This is a genomic window from Porphyromonas sp. HMSC065F10, assembly GCF_001808555.1.
In the GTDB taxonomy this organism is placed as follows: Bacteria; Bacteroidota; Bacteroidia; order Bacteroidales; family Porphyromonadaceae; genus Porphyromonas_A.
This window is the reverse complement of sequence record NZ_KV793771.1, coordinates 29039-52708: the sequence shown is the minus strand read 5'-3', so window position 1 is coordinate 52708 and position 23670 is coordinate 29039. Positions and strand designations below refer to the sequence as shown.

14 protein-coding genes and 3 tRNA genes are annotated in these 23670 nt (G+C 57.5%); 8 read left to right on the top strand and 9 right to left on the bottom strand.

All coding sequences use genetic code 11. The annotated features are described in order from the left end of the window. The first annotated feature begins 161 nt into the window (after positions 1-161). Both HMPREF2890_RS03060 and HMPREF2890_RS03055 read left to right on the top strand, forming a co-directional pair. Entirely contained in the window at positions 162-1148 is a 987-nt protein-coding gene (locus tag HMPREF2890_RS03060; protein ID WP_070465161.1) for a GSCFA domain-containing protein, read from the top strand. Then, the gene (locus tag HMPREF2890_RS03055; RefSeq protein WP_070465156.1) at positions 1145-3628 is read left to right on the top strand and encodes a bifunctional UDP-N-acetylmuramoyl-tripeptide:D-alanyl-D-alanine ligase/alanine racemase; all 2484 of its coding nucleotides are present in this window, start codon (positions 1145-1147) and stop codon (positions 3626-3628) included. The genes HMPREF2890_RS03060 and HMPREF2890_RS03055 overlap by 4 nt, the downstream gene beginning before the upstream one ends. A 100-nt stretch (positions 3629-3728) precedes the next feature. Here HMPREF2890_RS03055 and HMPREF2890_RS03050 read toward each other — a convergent pair. The 3 genes from HMPREF2890_RS03050 to typA form a co-directional block, all read right to left on the bottom strand. Then, a tRNA-Leu gene (locus HMPREF2890_RS03050) sits at positions 3729-3815 on the bottom strand. Positions 3816-3828: 13 nt separating this feature from the next. Continuing rightward, a tRNA-Gly gene (locus HMPREF2890_RS03045) sits at positions 3829-3901 on the bottom strand. Positions 3902-3981: 80 nt separating this feature from the next. Beyond that, positions 3982-5784: a translational GTPase TypA gene (gene typA / locus HMPREF2890_RS03040; RefSeq protein ID WP_070465153.1), complete on the bottom strand. Its 1803-nt coding sequence runs from the start codon at positions 5782-5784 to the stop codon at positions 3982-3984. A 216-nt stretch (positions 5785-6000) separates the two neighbouring features. On the opposite strand from typA, the gene HMPREF2890_RS03035 reads away from it, so the two are divergent. Next, on the top strand, positions 6001-7380 hold the full coding sequence (locus HMPREF2890_RS03035) for a tetratricopeptide repeat protein (RefSeq protein ID WP_070465151.1): 1380 nt from the start codon (positions 6001-6003) through the stop codon (positions 7378-7380). Between the two features lie 144 nt (positions 7381-7524). Here HMPREF2890_RS03035 and HMPREF2890_RS03030 read toward each other — a convergent pair. Then, positions 7525-7598, bottom strand: a tRNA-Asn gene (locus HMPREF2890_RS03030). A 75-nt stretch (positions 7599-7673) separates the two neighbouring features. Further along, complete coding sequence (locus HMPREF2890_RS03025; RefSeq protein WP_070465148.1) at positions 7674-9359, bottom strand: putative transporter; 1686 nt, start codon at positions 9357-9359, stop codon at positions 7674-7676. Positions 9360-9562: 203 nt separating this feature from the next. Here HMPREF2890_RS03025 and HMPREF2890_RS03020 point away from each other — a divergent pair, with 203 nt between their 5' ends. The 5 genes from HMPREF2890_RS03020 (at position 9563) to HMPREF2890_RS03000 (ending at position 17019) form a co-directional block, all read left to right on the top strand. Further along, on the top strand, positions 9563-11380 hold the full coding sequence (locus tag HMPREF2890_RS03020; protein ID WP_070465145.1) for an SLC13 family permease: 1818 nt from the start codon (positions 9563-9565) through the stop codon (positions 11378-11380). A gap of 49 nt (positions 11381-11429) precedes the next feature. Continuing rightward, entirely contained in the window at positions 11430-13283 is a 1854-nt protein-coding gene (locus HMPREF2890_RS03015; protein WP_305775539.1) for an SLC13 family permease, read from the top strand. Between the two features lie 86 nt (positions 13284-13369). After that, the gene (locus tag HMPREF2890_RS03010; protein WP_070465140.1) at positions 13370-13849 is read left to right on the top strand and encodes a cytidine deaminase; all 480 of its coding nucleotides are present in this window, start codon (positions 13370-13372) and stop codon (positions 13847-13849) included. Between the two features lie 6 nt (positions 13850-13855). Beyond that, entirely contained in the window at positions 13856-15751 is a 1896-nt protein-coding gene (gene dnaX / locus HMPREF2890_RS03005; protein WP_070465137.1) for a DNA polymerase III subunit gamma/tau, read from the top strand. Between the two features lie 53 nt (positions 15752-15804). Beyond that, positions 15805-17019 (top strand): C1 family peptidase, encoded by a 1215-nt coding sequence (locus tag HMPREF2890_RS03000; RefSeq protein WP_070465134.1) that lies wholly within the window; start codon positions 15805-15807, stop codon positions 17017-17019. A 95-nt stretch (positions 17020-17114) separates the two neighbouring features. On the opposite strand, the gene HMPREF2890_RS02995 is transcribed toward HMPREF2890_RS03000, so the two are convergent. Genes HMPREF2890_RS02995 through HMPREF2890_RS02980 form a run of 4 tightly spaced genes read right to left on the bottom strand, consistent with a single transcriptional unit; the run spans position 17115 to position 23306 of the window. Then, positions 17115-20222 carry an efflux RND transporter permease subunit gene (locus HMPREF2890_RS02995; RefSeq protein WP_070465131.1) on the bottom strand — a complete coding sequence of 1036 codons (3108 nt, stop codon included), beginning with the start codon at positions 20220-20222 and terminating at the stop codon, positions 17115-17117. Between the two features lie 15 nt (positions 20223-20237). Next, positions 20238-21299 carry an efflux RND transporter periplasmic adaptor subunit gene (locus tag HMPREF2890_RS02990; protein WP_070465128.1) on the bottom strand — a complete coding sequence of 354 codons (1062 nt, stop codon included), beginning with the start codon at positions 21297-21299 and terminating at the stop codon, positions 20238-20240. 29 nt (positions 21300-21328) lie between these two features. Further along, the gene (locus HMPREF2890_RS02985) at positions 21329-22708 is read right to left on the bottom strand and encodes a TolC family protein (protein ID WP_070465126.1); all 1380 of its coding nucleotides are present in this window, start codon (positions 22706-22708) and stop codon (positions 21329-21331) included. Beyond that, a complete protein-coding gene (locus tag HMPREF2890_RS02980; protein WP_070465123.1) occupies positions 22692-23306 on the bottom strand; it encodes a TetR/AcrR family transcriptional regulator in 615 nt (204 codons plus the stop codon). The genes HMPREF2890_RS02985 and HMPREF2890_RS02980 overlap by 17 nt, the downstream gene beginning before the upstream one ends. Positions 23307-23670 lie beyond the last annotated feature (364 nt).

Genomic DNA, 23670 nt, shown 5'->3' with positions numbered 1-23670 from the left:
TTACTTAACAACAGACCCAGGAAGAAACATGACTACATCTCACCTTTCAAACTTTTCGCCCCGTTCTTCCTCCCTGTTGCACTTCGTCCTTGAATCTACGGTCCCCTTTATTGCAACCGTTTTTCAATGCACATAGCGGTATTTATCGGTACCTTTGGGGTATGATTTTTCGCAAGGTCATCGAGATAAGAAAGCCGGTCAGGCTCTACGACAGAGGAGATCGCTTCGCACTCTGGGGCTCCTGCTTCTCCACCCGCCTGAGGGACTACCTCATGGGAGAGCTCTACGATGTATCCGACTCACCCTATGGGATCATGTACAACCCTCTCTCCATCGCCCAGGGGATGGAGCGTCTGCTCTCAGGCAGAGCCCCACGCGAGGAGGAGCTGATCCTCCGAGATGGTCGCTGGCACTCTATGATGCACCATGGGGCCTTCTCTCACAGTAGTAGGGAGGTAGCTCTACAGGGAATGCGGTTGGCCTTTGAGAGGTCAAGGGCAGCACTCACGGAGACTGACCTGCTCATCCTGACCCTCGGCACCGCCTGGGTCTACGAGAGAGAGGGGGAGGTGGTCAACAACTGCCACAAGCTGCCTGCCGAGGACTTTACCCGTCGGCGACTGTCGGTCGACGAGATCGTCAGCGACTGGAGCAGACTGATCCCCTCACTGATCGAGCAGGCACCCGGCATCAGGATCCTCCTCACCGTCAGCCCAATCCCTCACTACAGAGATGGGGCGCACGAGAGTCGTCTCAGCAAGGCAATCCTGATGCTGTCTGCCGAGAGACTCACGGAGCTCTTCCCCGATCGGGTCTCCTACTTCCCCTCGTATGAGATCATGCAGGACGAGCTGAGGGACTACCGGTTTTACGACAGAGATATGGCGCATCCCAGCGACCAAGCAGCGGAGTACATCATCGAGCGCTTCCGCGAGTGCTACCTCCGAGAGGAGAGCGGGCCCACGCTGCAGAGGTGGGCGAGAGTGCGCAAGCAGCTCAGTCACAGACCGCTGACAGACAGTCGGGAGAGCCTCCGAGCCTACTACGACTCCCTGCTCAGTACCCTACTTGAGATCCGAGCTGAGCTGCCGAGAGACTATCTCGATCGTGAGATCCAGCGGATACAAGAGATACTATCACATCTATGACATCAGTAACTATCACCGATATAGCCTCGACACTGGGATGCCCGACGGTCAGGGACAGCCGTATGATCACCACCCTCCTGACCGACTCTAGGGCGCTCACCTTCCCCGAGGGGACACTTTTCTTTGCCCTCGCTACGCAGAAGCAGGACGGACACCGATACATCAAGCCACTCTACAGCCGGGGGGTGCGTGCCTTTGTCATATCGGACCGGCACTTCCCGACCGATGAGTACCGCGATGCCTCCTTCATCATGGTGCCGGACACCCTCGCTGCCCTGCAGCAGGTGGGCTCCCTCCACCGCCACAGGCTGTCAATGCCTGTCGTCGGTATCACGGGGAGTAATGGCAAAACGACCGTCAAGGAGCTGCTCTATCAGATGATCGGAGGGGTGCGAAACGTGGCTCGCTCTCCTCGCAGCTACAACTCTGCCATCGGCGTACCGCTCTCCCTCTGGGGCATCAGCGACGACGCCGACCTCGCCCTCATCGAGGCGGGCATCTCACGACCGGGCGAGATGGATCGGCTCGAGCGGATCATACTGCCGACGGTGGGGGTACTGACCCACCTGGGGACGGCTCACATGGAGAACTTCCCCGATCGGCAGGCGCTGATCAGGGAGAAGCTCAAGCTCTTCCGCCACTGCGACCGGGTCTATGGGTGCCTTGATCTGGACCCCGACTTAGAGGCGGTGCTGAGGGAGGGGAGCTACCCCTTTGTACTCACCGGCTGGAGCCGAAGTCGTCAGGATGCGGTCCTCAAGATCCGCAAGGAGGTGCATACCCCCGGAGGCGTGGATGTGGATGCCTGCCTGAGTGGGAGGGAGGTCCACTTCGAGCTACCCTTCCTCGACGACGGGACGATCGAGGACTGCTACCTGGCACTCTCCGTGCTGACGGAGCTGGCACCGGAGCGACTGGAGGACCTCTCCTTTACCCGCAGGCTGGAGCCTGTCTCCATGCGCCTCGAGACCCTGGAGGGGGAGCATGGCATGACGATCATCAACGACACCTACAATGCCGATCTCGACTCCCTCTCCATTGCGCTCACTGCCCTTAGGCGCCGACAGGAGCTGCTCGCCAAACCATCTGCCGTCATCCTCTCAGCCTTCTGCGAGAGCAGCCACGACAAGACGGGACTCTACTCCACGATCTCGAGCCTCCTCCGCCACTTTGACCTCTCCGAGATCATACTGATAGGCGACGAGATGGGACAGTATCGAGCCTCCTTTGACCCAGGTGCGAGATACTACCGCACGACGGAGGACTTCCTCGCCAACCATCCGGAGGAGTACCTCGCTGATCACGTGGTGCTGATCAAGGGTGCTCACGAGAGTCATCTCGAGGAGATCGTGAGGAGAATGGTCCGGCGAGTGCACCAGACGATCCTCAGTGTCAATCTCTCTCGCCTGGGACACAACCTCGACCTCTACCGCGCGCATCTTCCGAAGGGGATGAAATTTACCTGCATGCTTAAGGCCAACGCCTATGGTCTCGGGAGCAACGAGGTGGCGCGATACCTCGAGCAGACCGGTGGGGTGGACTACTTTGCCGTAGCTGTCTGCGATGAGGGGAAAGAGCTGCGCCGCCTCGGTATCTCCACGCAGATCATGGTGATGAATCCGGAGCCGGGGTCGTATGAGCAGATCATGAGCAACCATCTGGAGCCAAATATTTTCAATAAGCACCTCCTCCTCGACTTTATCTCAGCCGCTGAGCGGTATGGCGCCCACCTTTACCCCATCCATCTGAAGTGGAATACCGGCATGCACAGGACCGGATTTGACGAGGATGAGGTGGAGGAGGTGCTGACCATCCTCTCACGGACCAGTGCGGTCCGCGTCGCCTCGATCTTCACCCACCTCTCGGTCGCAGACGAGCCGACTGAGGACGACTACACCTACCGACAGCTGGCGATGCTGGATCGTGTGGAGCAGCGACTACGTCAGGCACTCCCCCACCCCTTCCTCAAGCATGCCCTCAATACCGCTGGCATGACGCGCTTCCCGGATTATAGGTCCGATATGGTCCGGCTCGGGTGCGGACTCTACGGGCTCTCCCCCCTGCAGGTGGACCCGATGGGGCTGGAGCCGGTAGCCTCACTCTCCTCCGTGATCCTCCAGACACGCAACCTCCCCGCCGGTGCCACTGTCGGCTACGGGCGCAAGGGGCTCCTCACGCGCGACTCTCGCATAGGAGTGATCCCGATCGGATACGCTGACGGTCTCCCAAGGCAGCTGGGCAATGGTCGCGCACTCTTCCGGACAGAGTCAGGCGCTCTCGTCCCCACGGTGGGCAACGTCTGTATGGATGCAGTGATGCTCGACCTCACCGATGCGCCGACCGCCATCGAGGGCAGTCGGGTGGTGATCTTTGACGACCGGCTCCCCATCACCCGGCTCTCCGATGCCTGCGACACGATACACTACGAGATCCTCTCCCGCCTCTCGAGCCGTATCGCCAGACACTACTTCACAGAGTAAGGCCGAGAAGAGAGCACAAAAAAAGCGCACGCCGGGCAGCAATGCCTGACGTGCGCTTTTATTTGTGTCCAAAGAAGACTCTCCCCCACCCCTCTCTCTGTGCCCGAAGCGGGACTTGAACCCGCACGACCTTATTCGGGTCAAAGGAGTTTAAGTCCTTCGTGTCTACCGATTCCACCATTCGGGCGGTGAATCAAAAGAGCGGAAAACGAGGCTCGAACTCGCGACCTCAACCTTGGCAAGGTTGCGCTCTACCAACTGAGCTATTTCCGCAAAACCCTTCCCCCACCGGTTTCGTGACGCAAAGTTACGATTTTATCGCTTCACCACAAGGGATCTCTGCGCCTCGGGCATTACTTTCCTGACCGCTTGCGATCAAGCTCACTAAGGAGGATCTTACGCAGACGGAGGCTCTTCGGGGTGATCTCCACCAACTCGTCCGACTTGATATACTCCAGTGCATCCTCGAGTGAGAAGATGATGGGCGGTGCAAGCACCACCTTGTCGTCACTTCCGGCGGCACGGACATTGGTCAGCTTCTTTGACTTGCAGACATTGCATGGGAGGTCATTGTCCTTATTGTGCTCCCCTACCACCTGACCCTCGTAGACGTCCTCACCCGGAGCGATGAAGAAGCGCCCGCGGTCCTGCAGGTTGTTGAGAGCGTAGGCAAAGGCGTTGCCTGTCTCCAGCGAGACGATGGAGCCATTGGTGCGACCTGGGATGTCCCCCTTCCAGGGCTCAAAGGAGAGGAAGCGGTGCGAGATGATGGCCTCACCGCTCGAGAGTGTGAGGGCAGCGTTATTGAGCCCAAAGATCCCTCGGGAGGGGATGTGGAAGGTGACGCTGACACGACCGTTATTGGTCTCCATAGCCACCATCTCTCCCTTACGGCGGATGCAGAGGTCGACCAGCTTACTGGCGCACTCCTCGGGGGCCTCGATCTCCAGCTCCTCGATAGGCTCGCACTTCTGACCATCGATCTCCTTGATGACCACCTGAGGCTGACCCACCTGTAGCTCATAGCCCTCACGACGCATCTCCTCGATCAAGACGGAGAGGTGGAGGACACCACGGCCGTAGACCATCCAGCTGTCGGCGCTATCGGTCTGCTCTACGCGGAGGGCGATATTCTTCTCCGTCTCCAGCATCAGCCGATCCTCGATCTTACGCGAGGTGACGTACTTGCCCTCACGACCAAAGAAGGGGGAGTTATTGATCGTGAAGCGCATACTCATCGTCGGCTCATCGACGGCAATCGTCGGGAGCATCTCGGGGGACTCGGGGTCGGCGATGGTCTCTCCGATCTCGAAGCCATCAATGCCGATCACGGCACAGAGGTCACCGGAGTGTACCTCATCCACCTTCTGCCGACCGAGACCGCTGAATATATCCAGCTCCTTGATACGCTGCCTCTCGATCGTGCCGTCGGACTTCATCAGCGCAATCTCCTGCCCGGTGCGGATCGTACCGCGATGGACACGACCGATGGCGATACGCCCCACATAAGAGGAGTAGCTCAGGGAGGTGATCAGCATCTGGAGTGGTCCCTCATTGATGGGCGGTGCAGGGATATACTTGATCACGCCGTCTAAGAGCTCAGTGATATCCTTAGTCGGCTTATGCCAGTCGGTACTCATCCAGCCCTCCTTGGCAGAGCCGTAGAAGGTGGGAAACTCAAGCTGCTCCTCGGATGCGTCCAGGTCAAACATTAGATCAAAGACCTTCTCCTGCACCTCATCGGGTCGGCAATTGGGCTTATCGACCTTATTGATCACGAGGATCGGCTTGAGCCCAATGCGGAGGGCTTTCTCTAATACAAAGCGGGTCTGCGGCATCGGGCCCTCAAAGGCATCCACCAGCACGAGGCAGCCGTCCGCCATATTGAGGACGCGCTCCACCTCACCCCCGAAGTCAGCGTGCCCGGGTGTGTCGATGATATTGATCTTGTAGTCCTTGTACTGGATGGAGACGTTCTTGGAGAAGATCGTGATACCTCGCTCACGCTCCAGGTCGTTATTGTCCAGTACCTGCTCCAGCTTCTCACTCGGGTCCCTGAAGAGGTTACCCGCCTGCAGCATACGATCCACGAGAGAGGTCTTACCATGGTCGACGTGAGCGATGATCGCGATATTTCTGATCTTATTTTCTTCCATCTTTTTCGTCCTAAAATGTGCGTGCAAAGTTACACAAAATGCAACGAACGCCATCAACCAAGCTCTCCGTGATGCAATTGAGACCAGAATGGTCCCTTGCGCCCCTCTTTTGCGTATTTCGAAAGGAACTTATGCGATGATTTTATTACATTTGTAATACTTAGAGTGGTGGCACCTATTGTGCTTAGATTTCCTCTGAGGTTACCTATATTTATTATGATCGAATTTTTAAAGTCCAATTTCAAAGTCGGTGATCCTATTGAGATCACCACGGACACTGAGACGGTACAAGGTCAGATTGAATTCATCGGCCCCGACTACATCGTCCTGAGACTTAGCAACAATCAAGTCAAGGGCATCAGCGAGTCCGGCATCCGTACATTCTCCTCCATCAGCGAGCAGACCCGCCCCGACGATGCCCGGGACGATGCCGCACCCGAAAAAGAAGAGGAGCAGGAGAAGTCGCCCACTGAGCCCTCACCCGAGGAGATAGAGCCGGTCAAGCCTTTTACCAAATACAAGCCGGGCGATCGCGTCCCCCTCTCAGTGCTGACAGAGCGGGATCCGTCTCTGCTTAGTGACTGGAGCAAGAAGGGCGAGACCAAGAAGAGAAATGAGGAGGCGGTCGAGGGCGTTCGCGAAGCCTATGTCCAGGCAAAGAGTGCCAGCAGGAAAGAAGATCAAGTGGTGATCTCTCCCATTGGCAAGATCGTACAGCTCCGACCATCCTACCAATTTGGCTTCATCGACGTCTCAGACGGACGACGCTATTACTTTAATCGATCAGATATTATTGACGGCTCTCTTAGAGACTTCTCCGGAGAGAATATTGAGGTGGTGTTCCTCCCCGCCTCCAACCACAAGGGGCTGACGGCGAAGGCTATCGTCCGCCCGCAGACGGTGGACAAGCTGCTGGATATCGTGATGGAGCGGACCACGCAGGGGGACCTCTTCCGGTCGCGCAGCCTCCTGCGTCTGATCACGGACAAGTACCCCAAGAACCAAAGTGCCAAGGCGGTACTTGAGGCGCTTGAGAAAGTGCTGGACAAGGATCGCAGTGCCGAAGATGGGGACGACGCCGATGCCTACAACGAGGGGATCCGCCTCGTGAACGAGAAAGACTTTGAGGGAGCACTCAAGGGTTTCTTAGCCTCGATCGAGGAGGGCAAGCGCGTAGAGCAGGCGATCAAGCAGGCAATAACCACCTATGTGCGTATGTACACCGCTACAGAGGATCTGGAGACCAAGGAGACCATTAGGCACTCGGCGCTCGATTTCATCAACGAGAGGCGGAGCGAGCTGCCCAATAATATCAATACGCTCTTCGTCCTGGAGAACGCCTACTTTGCACTCGGCGAGTACACCGCCCACATTGATGTCGTGGAGGAGGTGATTAACTTTTGCGCCAAGAAGAGGGACATCGCAAAGTACCTCTTCTACCTCCGTAAGGCGGCCCAGAGCTACTTCCGTCTTGGTGACTACGCCCGCGCCCTCGACACCGCACAGGAGGGGCTGGAGCGGGAGCCGGATGATGAGCAGCTGATCAAGCTCAGAGATATGGCTCAGGACGAGCTCAATGTGCGACTGAGGAAGTAAGCATACTAGCCTCCATAGTAACACCTACGGGCGGCCGAGAAAAAAAGCTCTCGACCGCCCGTAGTTTGCTTTGTATGTCTCGGCATACAGCTGCAGATAAACAAGTGTGGCTGAGAGAAATATCTCTCAGCCACACTTGATCAGCGCTTGAACTTGGACTTGAACCAAGGACCCTCTGATTAACAGTCAGATGCTCTAACCAACTGAGCTATTCAAGCATTTCCTCCCGTCCCCTTTTGCTCTGCAAAGGTAGGATGATTTTCTGAAATCTCCAAGCCTACCAAGACACTAAATCACAAGAGGCCGGGGAAGAGTCCCACCACCAGCTGACTCAGGATCACCCTCGCAAACATCGCCATCGGGTAGACGGTGGCATAGCTGATCGTCGGATCATCATCGTCATCACCATCACTGACGAGGCTGAGCGCCATAGGATTGGCCATCGCACCGGTGAGCATCCCTGAGGCGACGTTGTAGGACATATTGGTCCACTTAAGCACCACCAGCCCTACGAGCAGCGTCGGCACGATGGTGATCACTGTACCCCAGGCAAACCACTCCAGACCGGGACCATTCACCAGCATCTCCCAGAAATGCTGCCCGCTACTTAGTCCCAGACCGCCCAAGAAGAGTGCTAGACCTAAGTTACGCAGCATCAGATTGGCACTTGTGGTGATGTAGATATTCATCTTGAAGCGAGGACCATAAGCCCCCATCAGGATGCCGACGATGATCGGACCGCCCGCCAGCCCCAGCCGCAGCGGTGCGGCAAGCCCAGGCAGATAGACTGGGATCATACCCAGCAGGCAGCCCAGCGCTATGCCAAGGAAGATCGATACCACGTAGGGCGTATCCAGTGGCTTCAGTTCGTTACCCACGAGGTTGGCCAGCTCCTTGATGTCCTTCTCCCGACCAACAGCGCTCAAGCGGTCGCCCATATGGAGCCGGAGATTGGGCCGAGCGACCAGCTCCATGCCGTTGCGCGTCACTCGGGTGATATTGACATCAAAGCGACTGCGGATCCTCAGCTGACTCAGCTTCACGCCATTACAGGACTCTTTCGTCACCAAGAGACGCTGCATCACCAGCGGATCGCGGTCATTGTCCCACTTCAGCTCATCATTCCGATCCTCCACGGTGCCGAAGAGGTAAGTCAGTCGCTCCACGTCACCTCGCTCGCTGGCTACCCGGAGGTGATCTCCGGTATGGAGGAGCGTGTCCTTGGTCGGTGTGATATACTCTCCGTCACGGAAGAGCCGTGACACGATGAAGTGCCCGCCCAGAATATCCTGCAAGCTGCTCATCTTCTGACCATCGAGGGCGGGATTGGAGACCACATACTCTCGTGCGGTATGCTGAGACTCCTTGTCCACCAGCGTGCTGTGTTGATCGGTCTTGTGAGGAAAAAGGCGCTTGAGGAGTGCGAGGACGAGGATCACCCCCACCACACCCATCGGATAGGTGATGGCGGTAGCAATAGCCATGTCGTTGGTCGACCGAAGGATCTCCGCCGGATCAGAGAGCACCGTCGTCGCTGCCTGCTGTGCGGCTGCCATAGCAGGCGTGTTGGTGACTGCACCGGAGAGCGTACCGATGAGCCCGGATAGGTCCAGTCCCGTAGTCTCGAGGAGGATAAAGAGCGCTGCAAAGCCACCGGCAATCAACACTAAGCCCCAGAGGTTGAGCCACACCCCATGCTGGCGGAAGGAGGAGACAAAGCCCGGCCCCACCTGCACTCCAAGAGCATATATAAAGAGGATGAGCCCAAAGTCCTGGATCACCCGAAGCATATCCCCATTGACCCGCGCACCGAAGTGCGCAAAGAGGATACCGACGAAGAAGACCCACGTCACGCCCAGCGTAAAGCCCTTGATCTTAGCCTTGCCTAAGTAGACACCCACGGCACATACCACACAAAGTAGTAGGATGGTCTGTATCGGTGTACCGGAGGACCATATCGCCTCCCATGCTGCTTCCATTACGTTATATCAATCTTCAATTTTTGCGTGCGCAAAGTTAAGCATAATAAGCATATTATGAAAAACGCAGTCGCGCCTACTGCCGGATAGAGCCCACGCATCGCTCCTGTGACAGGGGTAGTGAGTCAGGAGCAAGGTCTTTTTAAGTATCTTTGTAGAAAAGCAATAGAGAATAATCACCACCGCACAACAATTGACCTTCGATGGTACAAGTTCTTATCATCCTATTACTTACGGCAGTACTACTGATGTGGGGGCGGATCCGGTCGGACGTGATCGCGCTCTGCTCTATGCTGGCACTCGTGCTGACCGGCATCATCACCCCCGAGGAGGGCTTGGCCGGCTTCTCCAACTCAGTCGTCATCATGATCGCCGGACTCTTCATCGTGGGAGGTGCCATCACGCAGACCGGTCTCGCCCGTCTGATAGGGAATAAGGTGCTCTCCCTCGCCGGGGAGAGCGAGGTGAGGCTCTTTTACCTCGTCATCATGGTGACGATCCTGCTGGGACTCTTCGTCAGCAATACCGGCACTGTGGCGATACTGATGCCCATCGTGGTGACGATAGCCTCACAGTCGGGTGTGGATGCGCGCCGGTTGCTTATGCCGATGGCCTTTGCCTGCAGTATCTCGGGGATGATGACGATGATCGGTACGCCGCCCACACTGATCGTCCACAACGCCCTGATCGAGTCGGGGAGAGAGGGACTACAATTCTTCACCACCCTGCCTGTCGGGCTGATCATCCTCCTGCTCTGCGGGGCTCTCCTCTGGCCGCTCTCCAAGGGGCTGAGCAGGAGAAGCGATGGTCATGCGACCGGGCGGCGACTGCGCAAGAGCCCGGAGCAGCTGAGCAATCAGTACAATCTCCTGGAGGATCTCTATCGACTGAGGATCGAGGAGGGCAGCAACCTGAGAGGAAAGTCCCTCTCGGAAGCAGACCTGACGGGCCGCTTCCACTGCAGTGTAATCGGAGTGAAGGGGGTCCACATAGGTGCCCGCGCCACGGTGCCTACAGCGGAGACCACCCTTGAGAGAGGCTTTGTACTCCACGTAAGCGGGGCATACGAGGATGTCCAGCGACTGGCAGAGGAGACAGGCCTCGCCTTCCTCGACGAGGAGAGACCCTTCTCGGGACAGCTCTCCTTCAGCGAGTATGGGCTCGCCGAGGTGGTGGTAAAGCACAGCTCCCGCCTCATCGGCATGCAGATCAGCGAGACGAAGCTCCGGCAAAACTATGGCATAAGCATCGTCGGGCTGCAGCGACACAGTTCCTACATCACGCAGAGACTCTCCCGAGTGAGGATCCACGAGGGAGACATGATGCTGGTGCAGGGCACATGGGAGGACATTGAGCGACTGGGTAGTCAGGAGCCCGACCTGATCGTGCTGGGGGAGCCCTCGGCAGAGGCCTCCAAGGCAATCATCAGCGAGCGCGGACCGCTGGCAGCGGTGATCATCCTGCTGATGATCCTGGCTATGATCTTCGAGTGGCTCCCACCGGTGATCGCAGTCCTCCTGGCCGATGCGCTGCTGATCCTCACCCGATGCTTCCGCAGCGCAAAGGATGCTATCAGCACCATCAGCTGGGAGAGCGTGATCCTCTTCGCCTGCATGATGTCGCTCGCCACCGCGATGGACAATACCGGTCTCTCCACAATAATCTCGGGCGGTATCGTCAGTGGGCTGGGTGCCTACGGACCCTACGCTGTCCTCGGCGGGATCATGCTGGGCACGCAGCTGCTGTCGATGTTCATCAGCAACACCGCCACGGCGGTTCTCTTTGCCCCCATTGCCCTCCAGGCGGCGACCGGACTGGGAGTGGATCCCCTACCCTTCATGATCGGCGTCACCGTCTCGGCAAGTATGTGCTTTATGAGCCCCATATCCACGACGCCCAACGCCATGGTCATGAGTGTCGGGAGGTATAGCTTCATGGACTATGTGAGAGTGGGACTTCCACTTCAGATCATCGTCATCGGAGCGATGATCTGGCTCATCCCGATGCTCTACCCGATGTGAGAGTATCTGCAATTGGTTAAGTAACTTTGTGGAGAACCAAGAATAACCACTGCCATATGGCATAAGAGACACGATGATACAGGTCCTTATCATTCTAATAATAACGGCCGGACTGCTGGTGTGGGGGCGGATCCGGTCGGATGTGGTGGCGCTCTGCTCCATGGTGGCGCTCGTATTGTCAGGAGTGATCACGCCGGAGGAGGGCTTGGCGGGATTCTCCAACTCTGTCGTCATCATGATCGCCGGGCTCTTCATCGTCGGGGGTGCCATCACCCAGACCGGTCTCGCCCGACTGATCAGCAATAAGGTACTCTCCCTTGCCGGGGAGAGTGAGCTGAGGCTCTTCTACCTCGTCATCCTCGTGACGATCATCGTGGGACTCTTCGTCAGCAACACCGGCACCGTCGCCATACTTATGCCTATCGTGGTGACGATAGCCTCGCAGTCGGGCGTGGATGCACGCCGGCTGCTGATGCCGATGGCCTTTGCCTGCAGCATCTCAGGGATGATGACGCTGATCGGCACACCGCCTACGCTTATCGTGCACAACTCTCTCATAGAGTCGGGGCACGAGGGGCTGCACTTCTTCACCACGCTGCCGGTGGGGCTGATGATCCTCCTGATCTGCGGGACACTCCTGCGACCGCTCTCCAAGCTACTCGCTCGCAGCGGGGAGACAGCGACAGACACGAAGCGGATGCGAAAGAGTCCGGAGCAGCTCAGCCGACAGTACAATCTACTCGAGGACCTCTACCGACTGCGGATCGAGGAGGGGAGTTTCCTGAGGAAAAAGACACTTGCCGAGCTGGACCTGACGGGACGCTTCCATTGTAGCGTGATCGGTGTGAAGGGGGTCCACCTCGGAGCTCGCGCCACGGTGCCTACGGCAGAGACGATGCTGCATCGGGGCTTTGTACTCCACGTGAGCGGTGCATATGAGGATGTGCAGAAGCTGGCCGAGGAGGCCTGCCTCACCTTCCTCGACGACGAGCAGGAGGGGCAGCGGACCTTCTCGGGACAGCTCTCCTTCAGCGAGTACGGCCTTGCCGAGGTGGTCGTGAAGCACGGCTCCCGCATGATCGGTAAGCATATCAGCGACACCGGCTTGCGCCAGACCTATGGGATCAGTGTCGTCGGTCTGCAGCGAAATCGCTCCTACATCACCCACAGACTCTCCCGTGCCACACTGCAGGAGGGAGATATGCTCTTAGTGCAGGGCACATGGGAGGATATAGAGCGGCTGGGAGGTCAGGAGACCGACCTGATCCTCCTCGGAGAGCCGGCGACAGAGGCCTCCAAGGCGATCATCAGCGAGCGGGGTCCGGTGGCAGCGGTGATCATCTTCCTGATGATACTGGCGATGATACTCGACTGGCTTCCTCCCGTGATGGCGGTGCTGATCGCCGACATCCTACTGATCCTGACCCGCTGCTTCCGCAGTGTCAAGGATGCCATCGGGACGATAAGCTGGGAGAGCGTCATCCTCTTTGCCGCCATGATACCGCTGGCGACAGCGATGGACAATACCGGCCTATCCGCCATGATTTCAGGAGGCATAGTAAGCGGCCTCGGGACCTATGGTCCCTATGCGGTACTGGCAGGGATCATGCTCGGCACGCAGGTGCTGACTATGTTTATCAGCAACACAGCGACAGCGGTACTCTTTGCCCCTATCGCTCTTCAGGCAGCCTCAGCCCTCGGGGTGAGCCCCATCCCCTTTATGATCGGCGTCTCCGTAGCGGCGAGTATGTGCTTTATGAGTCCCTTCTCCACCCCACCCAATGCTATGGTGATGAGCGTCGGGAAGTACAGCTTTATGGACTACGTGCGGGTAGGACTACCCCTCCAGGTGGTCGTCATAGCAGCCATGGTCTGGCTCCTGCCGCTCTTTTATCCTCTATAAAGGTCGTAAGGGAAGAGCAAAAAGGGCAAAAAGCCGGGAGAATTTTCGTATCTTTATCGCTACGAGTACTAAGCAAAGCGAATTTTATGTCAGAGCGTAGAGATATAGAGATACCTATCAGGGAGTTACCGATCAACCAACTCTCACCGGAGGATCAGGAGCTTGTGGCTAAGGCTAAGGAGATCGTCTCCGGCGCCTATGCCCCCTACTCCCACTTCCACGTCGCTGCCGCCCTCCGTCTGGAGAGCGGACGGATCGTCCTTGGGACCAATCAGGAGAACGCCTCCTACCCCCTCGGGCTATGCGCCGAGCGGACCGCCCTCTTCCAGTCAGGTGCTCTCTATCCCGATGATCCCGTCACTTCGCTCGTGATCGTGGGTGCAAAGGAGGATGGCACGGTCATCAAGACCTGCGCTCCGTGCGGTGGTTGCCGCCAGGTGATGCTGGAGATGGCTGACCGCCATCACCACCCCTTCCCAGTGATCCTTGCAGGTCCGGAGTCGGCACTTGTGGTCGAGGACTGCCGAGACCTACTGCCGATCAACTTTGACGCCACCTCTCTGTAATCAGCGATGAGTGACTTTGTCGTATCGGCACTGAAGTATCGCCCCTCCACCTTCAGAGACGTGGTGGGGCAGGAGGCGCTGACCACCACGCTCCTCAATGCGATCAAGGAGGATAAGCTCAGCCATGCCTACCTCTTCTGCGGTCCGAGAGGAGTGGGCAAGACCTCATGCGCCCGCATCTTTGCCAAGACCATCAACTGCGAGCACCGCACCCCGGAGGGCGAGGCGTGCAATGAGTGCAGCGAGTGCATCGCTGCCAACGAGCAGCGGTCGTACAATATCTTTGAGCTCGACGCGGCATCCAACAACTCCGTCGACGACATCCGAAACCTCATCGATCAGGTCTACATCGCCCCTACGACAGGGAAGTATCGGGTATACATCATCGACGAGGTGCATATGCTCTCCTCCAGTGCCTTCAATGCTTTCCTGAAGACACTTGAGGAACCGCCGGCGCATGCCATCTTTATCCTCGCCACCACGGAGAAGCAGAAGGTCCTCCCTACCATCATCTCACGCTGTCAGGTCTACGACTTCCGTCGGATCACTTCCGACGACATTGCCCGCCACCTGGAGTATGTGGCTCAGGATAAGGGGGTCAAGGCGGATAAGGAGGCACTCCAGCTGATCGCACTCAGCGCCGACGGTGGGATGCGCGATGCGCTGAGTATGTTTGACCAGATCGCCGGCTTTGGCAACGGCTCGGTCACGGTCGAGGGGGTACGGAAAAACCTAAGCCTCCTTGATGAGGACGGCTACTTCTCACTCCTTGACTACATCACCCGAGGCAATCACAATAAGGTGCTCCAGCTGGTGGACAACTTCCTTCGCCGCGGCTACGACACAGACGTGGTGATGAGAGGGTTCTCCAATTTCCTCCGCAATCTCCTCGTGGCTCGGACCAAGGATACCATCGCCCTCGTCGAGGCACCGGAGTCGATCAAGGAGCGACTAAGCAAGGTGAGTACTGCCCTGAAGCCGGGACTGATCTGGAATTACCTGAAGATCTCCACCGCCTTTGGCTCCAAATACAAGAGCAGCAGCGAGCGAAGACTCGCCCTCGAGGTGGCTCTCCTCCATATGTGCGAGCTCTCACCGACAAGCGAGCTAAAGTCTCCTGCTGAGGTAGCGGAGACGACCACCCCGCCTAAGCAGGCTCAAGCCGCTCCCCCACCGGCACAGAGTCAGTCTACCACCCCGCAGCCCCAGCAGGCGTCACCACAGCAGGCAGCGCCACAGCAGAGCGCACCTCAGCAGGTAGCGCCTCAGCAGGCGGCACCACAGCAGGTAGTACCTCAACAGGCAGCGCTACAGCAGAGCGCTCGGCAACCGCAGTGGAGTGCTCCGCAACAGCCACAGCCACAACAGCCAGCGCCTCAGCAGGTACCACCGCAGGCACCACCCTATCACCAGCCGAGCGGGGCCGCACCTCAGCAGAGTGCGCAGAGCCGATATGGCTTCTCACTCTCCACGGGACGGCGCACCGCTGACCAGGGACAGCAGACAGTCGCTCCATCGGCTAATCAGCCTAAGAGAAACAATCCCTTTACTGAGGAGCAACTCAAGGGAGCGTGGACGACTTACCGCCAACAGCCCGGCGTGGATCGTCTGATCGCCGGTGCGATGAAGGATCATCCACCGGTCTTCACCCCCCCCTACTCACTGGAGATGAAGGTCTACAGCGAGACGGAGAAAGCGGAGATGGAGAAGGTCTCGGATCAGCTGCTTCAGTACCTCAGAGACAGCCTCAGCAATGACTTCCTGACGATCTCCTTCCCCGTGGTCAACGACCCGAGGGAGCTGGGTCCCACGACTCCGACCGAGAAGTATGACTACTTCGTCAAGAAGAATAAGTGGGTCGAGCGACTGGCAGAGGATCTCGACCTGAAGCCCTACAGTTAAGTATATCATTCAACCACATTTTTAGTTTTTCAAACCACTAATTTTATCACAGCATGAAAAGAACTCTTTCTTATCTACTGATGAGTCTTGCCGTTGCAGGAACCTTTACCCTCACGGCTGCAGCACAGACGCCTGAGCAGAAGTCTGACGAGTATGTCTTCACGACCGTAAAGGCATGCGAGATCACCCCGGTACAGGATCAGGCATCCACCGGTACCTGCTGGTCCTTCAGCACTCACTCCTTCCTCGAGGCTGAGTCTATCCGCCAGGGTGGTCCCAAGCTGGTCACTGCACCTATGTACACCGCCTCCATGTCCTACAAGGATAAGGCGCGTGACTATGTGCGCTACCAAGGCAACCAAAACTTTGCAGAGGGCGGAAGCTTCTACGACGTCATCTACGCCGTGCAGCACTACGGCATCATCCCGATGTCTGAGATGCAGGGACTCAACTACGGCACCAAGCGCCACAACCACCAGGAGCTCTACGCCATCACCAGGGGCTTCCTCGATGGTCTGCTGAAGAATATGGATCGCCGTGGGACGCTATCTCCCGTCTGGACGAAGGCCTACGACGGCATCATCGACACCTACCTCGGCGTGGCACCCAAGACCTTCACTGTAGATGGTAAGACCTATACCCCGGAGAGCCTCCGCAAGGCCATGAAGATCGATGCGAATAACTACGTATCCATCACCTCCTACATGAGCCAGCCACTCTACGAGCCCTATATCATCCCGATCCCCGACAATTGGCGTCACAGCGCCAGCTACAACGTCACCCTCGACGAGCTGATGGAGACGATCGACAATGCGATCAATAACGGCTTCACCATCGCCTGGGGTACGGACGTGAGCGAGCCCGGATTTACCCGCGACGGTCTCGGCATCCTCGCCGACCTCGACCTGCCGGAGAATGCAGGCTCCGACCAGGAGCGTTGGGTAGGCGCCTCTGACAACCAGCGTCACCGCATGGTGATGGAGCGCATCTCCAAGCCCGGCATCAAGGAGATCGAGGTTACCCCCGAGTATCGCCAGCAGGGCTTCGACACCCTCGAGCTGACCGACGACCACGGTATGCTGATCTACGGTATCGCCAAGGATCAGAATGGTAAGAAATTCTATATGGTCAAGAACTCCTGGGGTGAGACCGGCAAGTACAAGGGCATCTGGTACGTTACCCCTGCCTTCGTAGCCGGCAAGACGATGAATATCGCCATCCACAAGGACGCTCTCCCCAAGGCCCTTCGCGCTAAGCTCGGCCTCTGATAGCCTCACCTAACCTCCACTATCAGGAGGCATACTAATAGTGGGCGGTGCAGAAAGCTTTCTGCACCGCCCACTACATTTAGGGAAAAAGGGGACTACTCGGTCAAGAGAGCCTCGATGTCCACCTTCTGCCTGGTGCCGGACCTCTGTCGGGCGTGGAAAGCCTTGTAGAGCGCCGGCACGACGATCAGGGTCAGCAGGGTAGAGAGAGCCATACCACCGATGATCACCCACGCCATACCGGTACGGAGCTCAGCACCGGAGCCGTGCGAGAGGGCAACGGGGAGCATACCGATGATGGTCGAGAGGGCGGTCATCAGGATCGGGCGCGTACGGAGCTTGACCGCCTGTATCAGTGCCTCGTCCACCGACAGCCCCTCGGTGCGTGCTTCGTTGGCGAAGTCGACCAGCAGGATCGCATTCTTGGCGACAAGCCCCACCAGCATCACCATACCGAGCATGGCGTAGATGCTCATGGCAGTATTGGTCAGGGCGAGGGCGAGCAGGGCGCCGACGATTGAGAGCGGGATGGCGATCATCACGACGAGCGGGTCGGTCCAGTTGTTGTAGAGCAGCGTCAGTGCGAGGTAGATGAAGAGGAGCGAGAGCAGGATCGCCATCATGAGGACGCTCATCGAGTCGGACATCTTCTTCATATCGCCGGTGGTCTGTATCTGCACGCCACCGGGTAAATCCTCACCATCGAGCCGGGACATGAATTCCTTGGCAATCGCGCCGGCAGGCACTCCGTAGGCCTGAGCGCGCAGGGTGACGGAGCTATTGCGATTGTACCTCTCCAGTCGGCTGGGACCGATGCCGAGGCTGACGTCGGCAAATTGCGAGAGCCGGATGAGATCGCCCTGACCATTGACAACCATAAGTCCGGCGACATCCTCGATGGATCGACGAGAGACCTTATCAGCACGGATGTTTATTGCGTACTCATAGTCCCCCTCTGTATACCTGAGCTGGTCATTGCCCTGGAAGCTCGTCTGCATCATCATGCCTACATTGTCCAGGGTGAGCCCAAGATTGGACATCTTGTCTCGATCGACGTGCACTGTGACCTCCGGTGTGGCATTCTCGACGGAGAGCCACGGCTGGATCACGCCCGGGATCGTGCTGAGCGCCGAGAGCGCCTTATCGGCATAGAGAGCCACCGAGTCCTTGTCGGTGCCGGAGATGACATACTCCACGGATGCCTTGGAGACGGTACCGGTCATGCTGACATTGCAGACCCTCACACGCGCATCCACAAGATAGTCCGAGAGAGGCTTCCGGATCTTAGCGACATAGGTCTCGGTGCCGCCGGGGACCTCCTTGAGCTTGACATTCATCTCTGCGAGATAGGGTGTCCCCTTGCTACTCTGACCATTATCACTGGTCAGGCCGACCATGGTCACCACCTTCTCCACCTCAGGTCGCCGCATAAGCCAGTCCTCAGCCTTGCGTACCAGCTTATTGGACTCCTCCATAGATATGTCCTTGGGCATCTCCAGCTGGATGATGCACTCGTGCCGATCCATGTAGGGCTGAAACTCAAAGTTGATAAATCCAAGGGGGAAAAGTGCCATCACACCCGCCATCAGGACGATGACGATGAGTGCCAGCGTCCAGCGGTGACTCAGCCCCCGGCGGGTCACCGTGGAGATACGCTCCGCAAAGCGACTGATGCCCTCCTCAAAGCCACCAAGCATCCGACCTATGGAGCTGTCCCTACTGAGGGGCTGCACATTCCCCAGCCGAGAGGTGAGCAGCGGCACGAGGGTCAGGGCTGCAAGGAGGCTGAAGAGGATCGCTATCACGATCACGGCACAGAACTGCCGCAGGATGTCCGAGACGAGTGAATTGGTGAAGATGATCGGCAGGAAGACGACCACCAAGACCATAGTGACCGAGATGACGGTGATGCCGATCTCGTTCATGGCATCCCAGGTGGCGCGGACTCGGTTTTTCCCCATCTCCATGTGGCGATAGACGTTCTCAATGACCACGATCGCATCGTCCACCAAGACGCCGATCACCAGCGAGAGTGCCAGGAGAGACATCATATTGAGCGTGAAGCCAAAGAGCCTCATCCCGATGAAGGAAGCGATCAGAGACACCGGCACCACGACCATCACGATCAGGGCGTTGCGGACGTTGTGGAGGAAAAGGAGGATCACTAATGACACTAAGAGGATGGCGAGCAAGAGGTCCGTCAGTACGGAGCTGATCGCATTGCGGGTAAAGGTGGTGGTATCTTGCGCCACCTCTATCCTCAGTCCATCAGCGACGTAGCGCTCCTCGAGGGTCCGGATCTGCTCTGCCACCGCCTTGCTCACATCGAGGGCGTTGGCGTCTGACTGCTTGAGGATATTGAGGAGGATCGCCTCCTGACCATTGACGCGCCCCATCTTGACCGGATCCTTGACCCCGTCGACCACCTCAGCGACATCCTCGAGACGGATGGCTGTGCCATTGACGTTGCGGAGGATCAGCCTGCGGAGCTGGTCGATGGAGGTGATCTTACCGGAGAGACGGACCGCCATTTGCGACTCATCGCTCCTGAGATAGCCGGTGGGAAAGTCGAGGTTGGAGGCACGTATGGCACCCTGTACCATGACCGGCGTGATGCCGAGATCCTGCATCTTGGCCTTGTCGAGATTGATCTGGATCTCACGCTCCACGCCGCCGACCAGCCCCACATTGGCGATGCCCTTGATGTGCGACAGCTCGGGGACGACCCGCTTGTCGATGAGGTCAAAAAGGTCCGTCGAACCGATGTTCGCCGTGGCAGACAGGATCAGGATAGGCTTCTCATCGACCGATACCTTAGAGATCATCGGAGAGATAATATCCCGAGGCAGCTCCGCACGCCTGGCAGAGAGCCGATTTTGCGCATCGGTCATCGCCTTGTCGATATCGGTCCCGAAGTCAAAGGAGACCATGATCATCGACATGCCCTCAAAGGAGTAGGACTGCATCTGGTCGATGCCCTCCATACTCGAGAGGACCTCTTCCGCCTTCTTCGTCAGAGAGTTCTCCACCTCTGTCGGCGAGGCCCCGGGGTAGATGATCTGTACGTTGAGCAGCGGTGGCGTAAACTTCGGCATCAGCTCTGCGCTCAAGCTCCTAAAGCTCAGGAAGCCCAGCACGGTCAGCAGGATAAAGAGGACCGTGACAAATATCGGGCGCTCAATAGATGTCTTGACGATTTTCATACCTTACTCCGCTTGTCAGTCATTAACCGCCTTGACGGGCAGACCATCCGACACATTGATCAGACCGGATACGATGACGCAGTCACCACTCTCCAGTCCGCTGAGGACCTCGATCCGATCACCGATGAGACCGCCGACCGTGATGGTCTGCTCTCTCGCAATCCCCTCCTCAACGATGTATACGTGAGCATCCTTGACACTGCCGATGATGGCTCTGCGAGGGATCAGGATCCCGTGCGTCTCCTCACTGCTGCCAAAGGACACCGAGACATACATACCGGGTCGCAGTCCATCCACACCCTCCTTATCCAGCGTCACCTCCACGGGGAAAGCGAGGGCATGATTCGCCTTACTCCCCACCATGGAGATACGACCGGAGAGGGTCCGGTCGGGATAGACTTCGCTTGCCACAGAGACGGACTGTCCCTCTGAGAGCTGCAGCCGCTGACGCTCGGTCACGAAGCAGGTAGCCCTGAGCTGCGAGTCATCGACGATATCAAAGAGCTTGGCGCCGGGATTGACATAGCTGCCGACCTCCACATACCGCTTATAGATCTCGCCTGAGATGGGCGCCTGCAGGGAGGCATCGGCCAGCCGGCGACGACTGGCGACATAGCGCCCCTCAGCCGCCACCATCTGGGTATTCATCGCACTGAGTTGCTGGTCGGTGACACCGCCCTGGCTGTGTGCCTGACTATATCGCTCATAGTCTCGCTTAGCCGCCTCATAAGCGACACGGGCGGACTCGGCATCGGCTCTCAGCGTCTCCACATCGAGCTGCACAAGGAGCTTCCCCTTAGCGACACGATCGCCCTCGTCGGCATAGACCGAGACGACTCGTCCACCGGTGCCGGCGACGACAGATAGATCGTGTGCTCCTGCCACGAGTCCATTGGAGACAAAGGAGGCGCTATAGTCGCTCTCACTCACCGTCTCGGTGCGGACAGCCACTGCCGACTGACCCTCCATAAGGCCCTCTGTCTTGGCAGCGGTAGCCCTCTTATTGAGGGCCAAAGTCACTCCGATGAGACCAATGACCGACACGATGGCTAATGGGAGATAGATTTTTCGTTTCATGACAATGTGATTATGCTGAAGTGTGACTATTATTCCATAAGGTCTCGTATCTCACCCCGACTCTTCTTGAGGTCGATGAAGGCCTTCATATAATCCCCGAGAGCGCTGGCGTACGACATCTGTGCCTGCACGAGAGACTGGCTCGCATTGAGGACATCAGAGAGAGAGGCGACACCGAGGCTGTAATTCTTCTGCGCCAGGTCAAGGACCTGCTCGGCGAGAGCTTGGTTATCCCTCTGCAGGGCGATGGTCCGCCGGGTGTCTCTCAGCTTAAGGGAAGCATTGAGGTTGGCCATCCTAAGCGACTGGTCGAGTGCGTGCAGGTCCTCCTGCGCCTTGAGCAGGTCGAGGTGACTCTCGCGCACCTTGGCGAGGCGAGAGCCGCCGCTGAAGATCGGCATCCGGAGACTCACCCCGACCATGGCGGTCGGGTAGCCGTAGTTGGTTGCCCCGCCGAAGAGCTGATCGCTCATATGATTGTACTGCAGGTTGAGAGAGAGAGAGAGCGTCGGGAGGTACTCATACTTCTTCGCCCGCTCCTGCAGCTCGGCCATCCTCTCCCTCTGCTGCAGCTGCCTGTAAGCTATATGCCTGATGGGGTCAAAGGTGGGGGAGCCTACCGTGGCGATCTCCTGCTGAGCCATGAGGCTGAGGTCGAGGGCCGGCACGGCGATAGGCTCTGTCACCTCAAAGCCCATCTGGAGCTTGAGCAGGTTTTTCTGCACCTCGAGTCCGCTCTCTATCGCTGACTGCTGGGTCCTGAGGTTGGTGAGATTGACCCTCAGCCGATCCACATCCACCTTCTTGACCAAGCCGGAGGCGTAGTTGACCTCCATCATCCGGAGCATCTGCTCCACCAACTCCACACTCCGAAGCATCTGTGACGCAGCGTACTGCGTGACCTGGACCCCATAGTAGAGGGTAGCGGTCTGAGCGATCACATCCTCCTCTGTCGAGAGGGCGCCCAGCTCTGCCATCTGCTTGGAGACCTTGGCAATGTCGAGGGTATTGAAGAGCGACATATTGAGTAGCTGCTGATTAAGCGCCAAGCCCGCATTGGCACCGTACTTTGTCCCCATCTCGATGGTCATGTACTCTGACGCATTGGGATCGCGCATCTTCTCGGGGAGGAAGTTATTCATGAAGTTGGGCATGATAAACTTTGCCTTCTTCAGGTTGTCATTAAGCCCTGCGGACCCGCTGATCTGTGGCAGGAGAGCTCCGAGCACCTCCTGACGGGCTCGCTCAGCCTTCTCACGGTCAAGGGCGGACTTCTTGACATTGCTATTGTGCTCCACGGCATAGCCGAGGCACTGCTGTAGCGTGTAGCTCTCCTGAGCGTGCCCTGTAACCGAGAGCAGGAGCAGGCCGAGGACGAGCATCGCCAAGCGACTATTGGATGATATCATGGTACGTGGTGTATAAGAGTTGATTTCCTTCCTCGGAGACGATGGCGCGCAGGTGGTACCCCAGTATGGTGGCAAAGTAGCTCCCTGAGGGGAGTAGCTTATTACGCACCACGGCATTGATATAGAAGCCAAAGACAGAGTACGAGAGATACTCGCACATAAAGGGGATGTCCAGATCAGCTCTGTAAAGTCCGGTCTCCACCCCTCGTTGTAGATTAGCCTGCATCTTGCCACCAAAGAAATTGGATCCGATCGCATGCTCCAGCATCGCCTGATGTGGGTTGTTGCGCATCAGGTCAGAGAAGAAGACGGGATTGAGCGTCTCAAAGAGCCGATCCAGCTGCTTAAAGCACAGGACCAAGCTCTCTATGGCAGACCTCTCCCCATCGTCAAGCAGCGAAATGGCGCTCTGGAAGTCACCGGAGATGGCATGGACGCACTCCTTGAGTAGCTCCTCCTTGGAGGAGAAGTTGTTGTAGAGCGTCTTCTTCGTGACGCCCATCCTTGCTGCCATCTCATCCAGCGAGAGGAGGAAACCCTCTTGCTTGAGGATGTCAATGGCCTTGCTTACGTACTTATCTTTACGACTTTGCCCCATAGTTATATTGATATTTGATTTCTGTTTACAGGGCAAATATACACTTTTTCTACTTACAAAGTGTAATCTATATATTTCAAAGCGATTTTCTTTCTGTTTTTCTGCGACTTTGGCTCTTAGAGGAGCTGTCTCACGCAAAGGGATAGCGAAGGGAACGAGGCACCCCTTGGGGTGCCCGATTTTTAGCCCCGGGTCGAGGGGCATAGCCCCGAAGACCCGGGGATCAAGCATCATAAACAACCCCGCGACCCCGCAAGGGTGTCGCACTCGTTGCCTGACTCCCTGATAAGTGCGACACCCTTGCGGGGTCGTAAATCTATCCAGAGGCTCTCTTTCCCGCGGTCTTCGGCACTTCGTGCCTCGA

Coding starts and splice junctions, on each gene's coding strand:
- HMPREF2890_RS03060 (WP_070465161.1), top strand. CDS start 162: ATGATTTTTCGCAAGGTCATCGAGATAAGAAAGCCGGTCAGGCTCTAC.
- HMPREF2890_RS03055 (WP_070465156.1), top strand. CDS start 1,145: ATGACATCAGTAACTATCACCGATATAGCCTCGACACTGGGATGCCCG.
- typA (WP_070465153.1), bottom strand. CDS start 5,784: ATGGAAGAAAATAAGATCAGAAATATCGCGATCATCGCTCACGTCGAC.
- HMPREF2890_RS03035 (WP_070465151.1), top strand. CDS start 6,001: ATGATCGAATTTTTAAAGTCCAATTTCAAAGTCGGTGATCCTATTGAG.
- HMPREF2890_RS03025 (WP_070465148.1), bottom strand. CDS start 9,359: ATGGAAGCAGCATGGGAGGCGATATGGTCCTCCGGTACACCGATACAG.
- HMPREF2890_RS03020 (WP_070465145.1), top strand. CDS start 9,563: ATGGTACAAGTTCTTATCATCCTATTACTTACGGCAGTACTACTGATG.
- HMPREF2890_RS03010 (WP_070465140.1), top strand. CDS start 13,370: ATGTCAGAGCGTAGAGATATAGAGATACCTATCAGGGAGTTACCGATC.
- dnaX (WP_070465137.1), top strand. CDS start 13,856: ATGAGTGACTTTGTCGTATCGGCACTGAAGTATCGCCCCTCCACCTTC.
- HMPREF2890_RS03000 (WP_070465134.1), top strand. CDS start 15,805: ATGAAAAGAACTCTTTCTTATCTACTGATGAGTCTTGCCGTTGCAGGA.
- HMPREF2890_RS02995 (WP_070465131.1), bottom strand. CDS start 20,222: ATGAAAATCGTCAAGACATCTATTGAGCGCCCGATATTTGTCACGGTC.
- HMPREF2890_RS02990 (WP_070465128.1), bottom strand. CDS start 21,299: ATGAAACGAAAAATCTATCTCCCATTAGCCATCGTGTCGGTCATTGGT.
- HMPREF2890_RS02985 (WP_070465126.1), bottom strand. CDS start 22,708: ATGATATCATCCAATAGTCGCTTGGCGATGCTCGTCCTCGGCCTGCTC.
- HMPREF2890_RS02980 (WP_070465123.1), bottom strand. CDS start 23,306: ATGGGGCAAAGTCGTAAAGATAAGTACGTAAGCAAGGCCATTGACATC.